Source organism: Betaproteobacteria bacterium, assembly GCA_009377585.1.
Classification (GTDB): Bacteria; Pseudomonadota; Gammaproteobacteria; order Burkholderiales; family WYBJ01; genus WYBJ01.
Genome location: WHTS01000166.1, coordinates 1 through 9,978 on the forward strand (window position 1 = coordinate 1; position 9,978 = coordinate 9,978).

Genomic DNA, 9,978 nt, shown 5'->3' on the forward strand with positions numbered 1-9,978 from the left:
ATCCTGGACCGGATCGAGCCGCTGATCCGGCGCGGCGCCATGCCGCAGATCCTCACCCGCCCGATCCTGTTCGACATGAACCTGCGCCGGCCTTTCATGTTCTCGGAGATGACCTCGGCGCGCGCGCTGTTCGACGCCTCTTTCGAGAAGCAGATGGCGATCTATGCCGATACCGGCTTCCGCGCGCGCTTCAAGGAGGAGCTGAAGGAAGGCCGCAAGTGGTCCACGCTCGCGCGCAACGTGATCGTGGTGTCGGTCGAGAATGCCGCGATGAAGCGCTACGAGGGCAGGACCGTGGGCGAGATCGCCGACGAGCGCGGCAAGGACGCGAACGACACCTTCTTCGATCTCACCGTCGAAGACAACATGCAGATCAAGTTCGTCGTGCCGCGCGCGAACACCGATCACGCGGGCATCGGCAATCTGCTCACGGATTCGCGCACGATGATCGGGCTGTCGGACGCCGGCGCGCACCTCGACATGCTGTGCGAATCGGGCTATACGACGTGGCTTCTCGGCCACTGGGTGCGCGAGGAAAAGGCGCTGTCGCTCGAGCATGCGATCAAGCGCATCACTTCCGAGCCGGCGGATTTCTTCGGTTTGAAGGATCGCGGCCGGTTGCAGGTCGGCGCGGCTGCGGACATCGTCGTATTCGACCCGCAGCGGGTGAGCTCGCCGCTTCGGCCGACGCCTGTGAAGGATCTGCCTGCGGGCGGCTCGCGGCTCTACTGCAAGGCCGAGGGTATTTCGCGCGTGATCGTCAACGGCGAGACGCTGTACCTGGAAGGCAAGCCGACTTCCGCGCGGCCGGGGAAGGTGTTGCGGTCGGTTTAGACCACCCCGTCTGCGACATAGTCGCATCCCGCCCCTCCTCGACAAGGAGGGGAAGTCTTTGGTGCTTTCCCCTCCTCTCTCAAGAAACCCAACCAGGTTTCTTAACCGCGCCTGCCCGCCTGCGGGGCTAATACTGCTCACGAGGAGGGGTGCCCGCGCCAGCGGGCGGGGTGGTGTGGAGCGGTCTACCCGAACACCGAAATCAATGCCCGAACTTCCCCGCATCCGGTGAGCGCCGCTCGCCGAACGCCTTGCCGAGCTCCTCGTGCTCGTCGGTTTCGAGATAAAGCCGCAGCAGCAGATCGTGCGACACGCGCGCGAGCCCGCCGACGCCGCCATGGCGCGCATTGAAGGCGCCCTTGATCGCGGCCAGCGCGAAGGCGCCGCGCTCGGACACCTCGAGCGCCATCTTGCGCGTCTCCTCGCGCAGCTTGTCATCCGGCACGACTCGGTTGATGAGCCCGATGTCGAGCGCCTGTTTCGCGCTCAACCTCGGATTGAGGTACCACATTTCCTTTGCCTTCTTCTTCCCGACCAGGTCTTCCAGGTACCAGGTGCCGTAGCCCGCATCGAAACTGCCCATCATCGGTCCAACCTGGCGGAATACCGCGCTTTCCTTGGCGATGGTGAGATCGCACATCACTTGCAGCACTTGGCCGCCACCGACCGCGAACCCGTTCACCGAGGCGATCACCGGCTTCTGCAGCCGGTCGATCGACTCGTAGATTTCCAGCGTCGGCAGCATGCCGGCATAAAGCGTCGTGTCTTCGAGCCCGTCCTTGCGCCCGCCGATGCAGAAGAACTTGTCGCCCGCGCCGGTGATGACCAGCACGCGCGTGCGCGTTTCGCGCCGGATGGCGTCGATGCAGTCGCGAATCTCGTGGCACATGGTCACGTTGAACATGTTGCCGTCGTGCGGGCGATTGAGCGTGAGCCAGCCGATCGGGCCGTCTTCCTCGTACAGAATCGTTTCGTATGCCAAGAGCTATCTCCTATCGGATGCGCCGTAGGCGTCATTCCCGTGAAAACGGGAATCCAGATTCGTTCGACATGCCTGGACTCCCGCTTGCGCGGGAGTGACGAAGAATGCCTTTGTCACCCTGTGCCTCCGGGGACGCCGGAAGCAGAGGAATTACACCACGCCAGCCGAATGCAAGTCGGCGATCCGCTTTCCGTCGTATCCAAGCATCTCGGAGAGCACCGAATCGGTGTGCTCGCCGAGCCGCGGGGGTGCTAAGCGAATACCGGCGGCTACGCCGTCGACCCGGATGCCGAGGCCGACCTGGGGAATGGCCCGGCCGTCGTGCTCGAGCCGATACACGACACCGCGTTCGCGCAGTGCCGCGTCGGCGGCGACTTCATCCACGCGATAGATCGGTCCGGCGGGGACCTTCGCCGCGGCCAGCGCCGCTAGCCAATGATCACGCGGCTTCGTCCCGAGCACCGCGGCGATGCGAGCCACGATGTCGGCGCGCGCGGCCTGGCGCTGCGCGCCGGTCGCGTAGCGCGGATCCTCCGCAACCACGGGCTCGCCAACCGCAGTCCAGAAGCGCTGCCAGATCGCGTCGTTGCCGAGCGCGAGGTTCATCGGCGCGTCGGCCGCGTTGAACACCTGGTAGACGGCGATGACACTGTCCTTGGCGCCCGTGCGCCGGGGAACGATGCCCGAGCCGAGATACGGCACGATCCGCGGCGACATGAAGCGCGTCATGCTGTCGACCATGGAAACGTCGAGCGCGTGGCCGCGACCGGTGCGTGCGCGATCGAACAACGCCGCGACGCTGATGAGCGCCGCATCCATGCCGGCGATGAGATCGGCCGCCGGCGTGCCCACTTTCTGCGGATCGTTCTCCGCCTCGCCAGTCAGGTCCATCACACCGGAGTAGCCCTCGGCGATCAGATCGTAGCAGGGCATGTCGGCCCGTGCGCCTTCGAGCCCGAAACCCGTGAGCGAGACATGCACGAGATCGGCCCGCAGGCGGGCGAGCGTCTCGTGATCGACGCCGAGCTTGCGCTGCGCACGCGAGACCAGGTTGACCAGCACGACATCGCTCTTTCGAACCAGGTCGTGCAGCACCACTCGCCCTGCGTCTGCGGAATAGTCGAGCGCCAGCGAGCGCTTGTTGCGGTTGACCGAAAGGAACCACAGCGACTCGCCATCGAGAAACGGCGGGCCCCAGGCGCGGCAATCGTCGCCGCGTCCGGGTCGCTCGACTTTGATCACCTCGGCGCCGAGGTCGCCGAGCAGCATGCCCGCGTAGGGGCCGGCGATGGAGGTGGTGAGATCGAGCACGCGGATTCCGGCGAGCAGCTCGAACCCGTCGCCGAGCGGGCGCGCCGGCAGATCGTGGAAGGGCAAGGCTTTGGCGTCGTGCGTCATGGCGATCGGTGAGCGCATGCAGACAACACGCGGAGCGATCTTTTGCCGCTGTTGCAGGGCGAGGTTACCATAGCGCTAATCCCCGCCGGCAGCGCGCCTACGATCGCAACCGATGTCCGCAGTCCCTACGCATCCGACCGGCGCGCAGCGCGTCGCATTGGTCACCGGAGCAACCGGCGTCGTGGGCCGCAATCTGCTCGCGCACCTGTGCAACGACGGGCAATGGCAGGTGTACGCCGTCTCGCGCCGCAAGCCCGATGTCGCGGGCCGCTACACGCACCTGCCCGTGAACCTCCTGGACCGCGATGCATGCGCGCAATCGCTGGGCGCGCTCGCCGACGTCACGCACATTTTCCATGCGGCCTATAGCGAGCATGCGGATGCGGCCGCGATGGTGGCGCCGAACCTCGCGCTGCTGCGCAATGTGGTCGAATGCATCGAGCCGGTTGCACGCGGGCTCGCGCACGTGCTCTTCATGCAGGGAACGAAGTACTACGGCAGCCACCTGGGTCCTTTCAAGACACCGGCCCGCGAAGACGATTCGCGGCACATGTCGCCGAACTTCTACTACGACCTGCAGGACTATCTCGCCGAGCGTCAACACGGCAAGCGCTGGACGTGGACAGCGCCGCGCCCGCATGCGGTGATCGGCTTTGCGCTCGGCAATCCGATGAACCTCGCGAGCGTCATCGCCGTGTATGCGACCCTATGCAAGGCGCTCGATCTGCCGCTCGCGTTCCCGGGCACCGAGGCCGCCTATCGGGCGCTCTATCAGTGCACCGACGCGGGCCTGCTGGCACGCGCGATGACGTGGATGGCAACCGAGCCTGCGTGCGCCAACCAGGCCTACAACGTGGTGAACGGCGATCCCATCCGCTGGCAGAACGTCTGGCCGAGCTTCGCGCGCTTCTTCGGATTGGAGCCCGTGCCGCCGCGGCGGCTCAATCTCATGCAAACCATGGCCGACAAGGGAGCGCTGTGGCAGCAACTCGTCGCGGCACATGGCCTCGGGCCGTATCGCTACGAAGATCTGGTTTCATGGCGCTACGGTGACTTCGTGTTTTCATCGGGGCACGATATCGTCTCGGACATGGGCAAGGCCTGGCGCGCGGGCTTCCACGAAGTGGTGGACACCGAGGCCATGTTCCTGCGCGTGTTCGAATCGTACCGCCGCGACGGCATCATCCCGTAACCGGCCGATTCACGCCGGCCGTAGTCATTCAAACCACCGGAGGAGCATCATGAAGATCATCGACTTCCGCGTCCGCCCGCCGCTCAAGGGCTTCCTGAGCATGGTGATGTACTCGAACGGCGAGCGGCGCGATCGCTTCACGCGCCAACTAGGACTGGAACCGGCGCCTTCCGCAGTGCAGCGCTCCATGCCGCTGCTGCTCGAGGAGATGAAAGCGGTGAACGTCGTGCACGGTGTCATCACCGGCCGGACATCCGACTTCCTGGGGTCGGTATCGAACGAGGACGTGGCCGCGATCGTGAAGGAACATCCCGGACGCTTCTCGGCCATCGCCGCGATCGATCCGACCAACCGCAAGGCCGCCATCGCGCAAATCGATGCGGCGCTCGCAGGCGGATTCGTCGGCGTGACGATCGAGCCGGGCGCCTACCCGGTGCCCCTGTATGCCGACGACCGCAGGCTCTATCCCATATACGCCCATCTCGAAGATCGCAACGTCCCGGTCGTCATCATGACCGGAGGCAATGCCGGGCCGGACCTGAGCTACTCGAATCCCATCCAGCTCGATCGGGTCGCGGCCGACTTCCCGAATCTGCGTATCGCGGTGTCGCACGGCAACTGGCCGTGGGTGAGCGAGATCATCCACGTCGCCTTCCGGCGCTCGAACGTGTACGTCTCGCCCGACATGTACCTCTACAACATGCCCGGAATGGACGACTACCTCAAGGCCGCCAACGGATTCCTCGCCGATCGCTTCATCTTCGCCACCGCCTACCCGCTGGTCCCGTTGCAGGCCTATGCCGAGTGGTTCGTGAAGCTGCCGCTCAAGCCCGAGAACATGGAGAAGTGCGTTTACCGGAACGCGGCGAACTTTCTCGGGATCGCGCCTTAACCGGCGCCGCGAGGCCGATATGCGATCTCCTGGGTTTCGGTTGTGCTTGCGGCGGCCGGTATTGCTGGCCTTGCTCGCTGCTGCCGGAGTCGGCAGCGCATCGGGGCAGGAATATCCATCCAAGCCGATCCGCTTCATCATCCCGTACGCCGTCGGCGGCGGCACAGACATTCTCGGGCGCATCGTCGCACAGCGGCTCGGCGAGCGTCTGGGCCAGCAAGTGCTGGTCGACAACCGACCGGGTGCGGGGTCCATCCTCGGTTCCAGCATCCTGGCTCAGTCGAACCCCGACGGCTACACGATGATGACGGCGAACATCGCGCACGGCGCCAATCCCTATCTGCACAAGAAACTGCCGTACGACACGGTGCGCGATTTCGTGCCGGTGACCCTCATGGCCGTTCTCCCCAGCGTGCTCGCCATCCACCCCTCGGTGCCGGCGCGCTCGGTCAAGGAGTTCATCGCTTTCGCGCGCGCCAATCCCGGCAAGCTGAGCTACGGGACGGCCGGTGTCGGCAGCGCGAACCATCTGACGATGGAGCTCTTCAAGATCACGACCAAGACCGATATCGTGCACGTGGCCTACAAGGGCGGCGGCCCGGCGATGCAGGACTTGCTGGGCGGCCAGGTGAAATCCATATTCATCACCGTGCCCCCGGTGCTGCCGCAAGTGAAGGCGGGGAAGCTGCTGGCGCTCGGCATCAGCAGCGCACAGCGCTCCAGCGCGCTGCCCGACGTGCCGACGGTAATCGAAGCCGGAGTGCCGGGATTCGAGGTGTACGAGTGGCAGGGCATCGTGCTCCCGCGCGGCACCCCGCAGGAAATCGTGCGCCGGCTGAACAAGGAGATCGTCGCGGTGCTCGCGCTGCCGGAGGTGCGCAGCCGCATATCCGGGCTTGGCGCCATCGTGGTCGCCAACTCGCCGGAGGCGTTCGCCGAGCACATTCGCAAGGAACTTGCCTTGTGGCAGCGTGTGATCAGTACGGCCGGCATCCGCGCCAATTGATGACCGCGGGAACGCCCGCCACGCACGGGTGGCATCAGGCAAAGCAACGGCGCGCCGTCAGGGCACGATCCGATAGCGCCGGAAGTGATCGAACAGCCGCAGGAACATCTCGCCCGTGTCGACCGTCTCCCAGAAGCCGAACCGGCGCAGCTTCGACGTATCCGACATGATGTCGTAGCCGGCGTTGAAGATGAAATCGCCATACGGCCATAGCGCGGTTTGCTCGAACGGGGTCGGCGCCAGATCGTGCTCGGCGACGATGCGCTCCCAGACCGGCGCCTTGTCGGCCATGGCCTGCGCGAGGCGAACGGTGCGAACCGGACCGCATGCCATACCGAAATACTCGGCGAAGCGCGGCCACAGATTGATCCAGCGGATGTAGTCGCCGTTGGTTACGTTGCAGGCCTCGCCCGCGCATTTCGGTTCGGTTGCCATCCAGGCGATGGCCTGCGCAAGCAGTGTGGCGTCGGTGCATTGATAGAGCGCGCGATAGCTCGCAGCCGAGCCGGGAAAGCACAACGGCAGGCCGAGCGCCTTGCTGATCGCGGCATACACGGCCAGCACGCGCGCCATGCTGCGAACGATGCCGAGCTCGCCATCGCACACGCCGTGCGGGCGGCTCGCGCTGAAGCGCCAGCGCTTGCCCCGCGCACGCTCGGCGAGCCAATCCTCCTGCGCGTAATACCAGTTCCCGACCAGCACCCGCGGGTCGCTTTCCTGCGCCGGCGTCTTGTACGGACCGAGCTCGGAGCCGTAATACTTCGAACCCTGCACGAGGTGCACGTGCTCGAGCGCAGTCGAGTGGCGCGCGGTCGCATCCACGAGATTGCGCAGCATGGCGAGGTTGGGTTCGATCGGCTCGGCGGCCGTGGTCGCATGGGCGTAGCGGGCGCAATGGAAGATGTGCGTGACAGCGGAAAAATCGTGCGCCGCCGCCTGCACGGCGGCCGCGTCGGTCAGATCGAGCGCCATCCACTCGATCGGTCCTGCGTCGTCCGGCGCATGGCGGGCAATGCCGATGACCCGCCATTGCGGCTGCTGCGCAAGATGCTCGGCAAGCCGGCGGCCCACTACACCGGAGGCGCCCGAAACCAGGGCGACGCGTTGTATCTTCGTCGTCATGCCACAGTCACCTTCCGTGCGCCCATGGAAATGGCGTTGGCGCATTATCCCGTATCATGGCTCCCGGCTCGGTGAACATCGGAAGATGACTGCAGCGCAACTGTCATGACGCCCGGGGATCGACCGCACGCGCTCGTCATCGGCGGTTCGCTCGGTGGCTTGTTTGCCGCGGCGCTGCTGTGCCGTCGCGGCTGGTCTGTGGACGTCTACGAGCGCGTGCGCGAGCCGCTCGCGGGCCGCGGCGCGGGCATCGTCACGCATCCGGGGCAGCTGCGCACGCTGGAGCAGTGCGGCATCCGGCTCGACGACAGCATCGGCTGCGAAGTCGTGGGCCGCGTGGCGATCGCCCCGTCGGGCGAGATCGTGGCGCGCAATGCGCTCAGGCAGACGCTCAGCGCATGGGGTCGCCTCCACGACGCGCTGATGAGCGTCTTTCCGCACGCGCACTATCATCGCGGCAAGGCGCTGGAACGGGTCGAGCAGGCTCCGGACCGGGTGCGCGCCTGTTTCGCCGACGGCACCGCCGCCGAGGGTGATCTGCTGATCGCGGCCGACGGCATTCGCTCCAGCGTGCGTGCCCAGCTCCTGCCCGAAGTGAAGCCCGCGTTCGCCGGTTATGTCGCCTGGCGTGGACTCACGGCCGAGCGCGACCTCTCGGCGCAGTCGCATGCCATTCTTCTCGATCACATGGCGTTCTGTGTGACCCCTTCGAGCCAGGCGCTCGGTTATCCGGTGGCCGGCCCCACGCACTCGACCGCACCGGGAGAGCGCTGTTACAACTTCGTCTGGTATCGCGCGGCTGCGGAGACCACGGAGCTGCGCCGCCTGTGCACCGACGCCGCCGGCAAAGTCCATCTGCCCTCGATGCCGCCGCCGCTGATCCGGCCGGACATCGTCGCGGAAATGCGCGCCACGGCCAGCCGCATGCTCTGCCCGCAGCTCGCCGAGGTCGTGTGCAAGAGCCGCGAGCCCTTCTTCCAGCCCATCTTCGATGTCGAATCGCCGCGCATGGTGTTCGGCCGGGTCGTGCTGCTCGGCGATGCGGCGTTCGTCGCCCGGCCGCACTGCGGCGCCGGGATCGCGAAGGCGGCCGCGGATGCCCAAGCGCTCGCCGATGCACTTGCGAGTCGAAACGGATCGATCGATGCCGCGCTCGCCGTCTACGAGGAGGCGCGCGTTCGTTTCGGCCGCTGGCTGGTAGCAGAGGGGCGCGAGCTCGGCAACTACCTCGAATCGCTCAGCGTGCCACAGGCGCGGCGGCCGGCCGCCGCGGCGCATCACACGCCAGCCGGGGTGCTGAACGAGATCGCGGTTCCGGTCGCCGGACTGTGAACGGCAATCGACATAGTGCTGTCATGGACGCCGGTTTGTGTGCCCCGCCCGAGCGGTCGCGCCAAGCACAGCTGCATATTCGCGGAGCCCTGCACGCGCAGAATTTCCTCTGGTGAAAACCCGGTCGTCACATTTTTGCGAAGTCCCACGGCCATATCGTAGGCGCAGCCGCGGCGCGGGGCAGTAGGAAAACGAAGGGGTGATTTCCTATTGAATTACTCGGCACACCGAGCTACGTCTCAATGGAAAGCCGGTAACCTTCTTTTGGGTCACGCCGGCATTACGTAGTCTGCCGGGGAAAGCTGTTCTGATGGGTACCACTCAACAGATCGTCAGTGTATGGGTACTTCTTGTCGAAAATATCAAGGAGGATCGTCCCGACCTGCGTCGTCAATCTTTGTAGATCAAAGCACTCCAGCACCGCACGCAGATGCTGATCACTACCTGAATCGAGATTCCGCTGTGCGGCAAGCTGTCTTGCCGCAGCTTGCACTTCGCTCGGCGGGATCTCCTCGAATGTTCGAGGTCCTCTGCTTCGGAGCTTTACGGGTTGGCTACCTTTCAGTCTAACCACTGAGTACAGCAACCCACGCCTTCCTGTTTCTTCTTCCGATATCACTTTCCCTTGGCGAATCGCGTTCATGAGCGCCTTGTTCAGTGCACTCCGCAGTTCACGGCCCATTCGCTTGATACCGGAACTGCGCAAATAGATGTCGTACGTACGCTTCGCGACCATGGGTCCTTCGACCTCAATGATGCGGCAAAGTCCTTCCGCGACAATGCCGGCGCTCACTGTTCTTGGATCTTCACCACCTGCCCCGTCATATGCCACATAGGGCTCGAAGGGTGACTTAGAAGCCTGCGGCGGAATCGCGGGAGATTGGACTAGTTGCATGTCCAGTTGGTCATCCTCTCTTTCCGCACTGGGTGGAACCTCATCGACTTCGCGCACAGGGGTATCAGCGTTCCCACCGGACGAACTAGGCTCGATAACTTCGTCTACCTCCTTGCGGACCATGTGCTGAGGGTCAACTGGCGGCGGTGGTTCCGCGGCGCTCTCATCGATGCCTCCCGGTCGAATACCGAGACGCTCAAGCTCCGCCCAAAGCGGGTCCAATGCCGTACCGCAATCACGGTAAAAGTCACCACCACGAATCCTTACGAATTGCCAGCCAGCGCGTTCAAGATCCCGCTGCCGTGCCATGTCCTGTTCGTAGCGC

At 65.0% G+C, this 9,978-nt stretch carries 9 protein-coding genes; 5 read left to right on the top strand and 4 right to left on the bottom strand.

Features of this window, described 5'->3' with window-relative positions; translation table 11 throughout:
* Positions 1 to 834, top strand: an 834-nt coding sequence (locus tag GEV05_28665) for an amidohydrolase family protein (protein ID MPZ47264.1), incomplete at its 5' end; no start/stop codon positions are given.
* 202 nt (positions 835 to 1,036) lie between these two features.
* Here the strand turns inward: GEV05_28665 and GEV05_28670 are convergent.
* Positions 1,037 to 1,816 carry a crotonase gene (locus GEV05_28670; protein ID MPZ47265.1) on the bottom strand — a complete coding sequence of 260 codons (780 nt, stop codon included), beginning with the start codon at positions 1,814 to 1,816 and terminating at the stop codon, positions 1,037 to 1,039.
* Between the two features lie 150 nt (positions 1,817 to 1,966).
* Positions 1,967 to 3,214 carry a CoA transferase gene (locus GEV05_28675; GenBank protein MPZ47266.1) on the bottom strand — a complete coding sequence of 416 codons (1,248 nt, stop codon included), beginning with the start codon at positions 3,212 to 3,214 and terminating at the stop codon, positions 1,967 to 1,969.
* Between the two features lie 112 nt (positions 3,215 to 3,326).
* Between GEV05_28675 and GEV05_28680 the strand changes: the two genes are divergently transcribed.
* Genes GEV05_28680 through GEV05_28690 form a run of 3 tightly spaced genes read left to right on the top strand, consistent with a single transcriptional unit; the run spans position 3,327 to position 6,304 of the window.
* On the top strand, positions 3,327 to 4,406 hold the full coding sequence (locus tag GEV05_28680) for an NAD-dependent epimerase/dehydratase family protein (protein MPZ47267.1): 1,080 nt from the start codon (positions 3,327 to 3,329) through the stop codon (positions 4,404 to 4,406).
* Between the two features lie 49 nt (positions 4,407 to 4,455).
* Positions 4,456 to 5,298 carry an amidohydrolase family protein gene (locus GEV05_28685; GenBank protein MPZ47268.1) on the top strand — a complete coding sequence of 281 codons (843 nt, stop codon included), beginning with the start codon at positions 4,456 to 4,458 and terminating at the stop codon, positions 5,296 to 5,298.
* 19 nt (positions 5,299 to 5,317) lie between these two features.
* Complete coding sequence (locus GEV05_28690; protein ID MPZ47269.1) at positions 5,318 to 6,304, top strand: tripartite tricarboxylate transporter substrate binding protein; 987 nt, start codon at positions 5,318 to 5,320, stop codon at positions 6,302 to 6,304.
* A 57-nt stretch (positions 6,305 to 6,361) separates the two neighbouring features.
* Here the strand turns inward: GEV05_28690 and GEV05_28695 are convergent, their stop codons facing one another.
* Positions 6,362 to 7,471: an NAD-dependent epimerase/dehydratase family protein gene (locus tag GEV05_28695; GenBank protein MPZ47270.1), complete on the bottom strand. Its 1,110-nt coding sequence runs from the start codon at positions 7,469 to 7,471 to the stop codon at positions 6,362 to 6,364.
* Between the two features lie 60 nt (positions 7,472 to 7,531).
* On the opposite strand from GEV05_28695, the gene GEV05_28700 reads away from it, so the two are divergent.
* Positions 7,532 to 8,758, top strand: coding sequence for an FAD-dependent oxidoreductase (locus GEV05_28700; protein ID MPZ47271.1), 1,227 nt, complete (start codon positions 7,532 to 7,534; stop codon positions 8,756 to 8,758).
* Positions 8,759 to 9,038: 280 nt separating this feature from the next.
* On the opposite strand, the gene GEV05_28705 is transcribed toward GEV05_28700, so the two are convergent.
* A complete protein-coding gene (locus GEV05_28705; GenBank protein MPZ47272.1) occupies positions 9,039 to 9,962 on the bottom strand; it encodes a hypothetical protein in 924 nt (307 codons plus the stop codon).
* Positions 9,963 to 9,978 lie beyond the last annotated feature (16 nt).

What these genes read in the sequence shown, in the direction of transcription:
- GEV05_28680 (MPZ47267.1), top strand. Translation starts at nt 3,327, where the DNA reads ATGTCCGCAGTCCCTACGCATCCGACCGGCGCGCAGCGCGTCGCATTG.
- GEV05_28690 (MPZ47269.1), top strand. Translation starts at nt 5,318, where the DNA reads ATGCGATCTCCTGGGTTTCGGTTGTGCTTGCGGCGGCCGGTATTGCTG.
- GEV05_28705 (MPZ47272.1), bottom strand. Translation starts at nt 9,962, where the DNA reads ATGGCACGGCAGCGGGATCTTGAACGCGCTGGCTGGCAATTCGTAAGG.
- GEV05_28675 (MPZ47266.1), bottom strand. Translation starts at nt 3,214, where the DNA reads ATGACGCACGACGCCAAAGCCTTGCCCTTCCACGATCTGCCGGCGCGC.
- GEV05_28685 (MPZ47268.1), top strand. Translation starts at nt 4,456, where the DNA reads ATGAAGATCATCGACTTCCGCGTCCGCCCGCCGCTCAAGGGCTTCCTG.
- GEV05_28695 (MPZ47270.1), bottom strand. Translation starts at nt 7,471, where the DNA reads ATGCGCCAACGCCATTTCCATGGGCGCACGGAAGGTGACTGTGGCATG.
- GEV05_28700 (MPZ47271.1), top strand. Translation starts at nt 7,532, where the DNA reads ATGACGCCCGGGGATCGACCGCACGCGCTCGTCATCGGCGGTTCGCTC.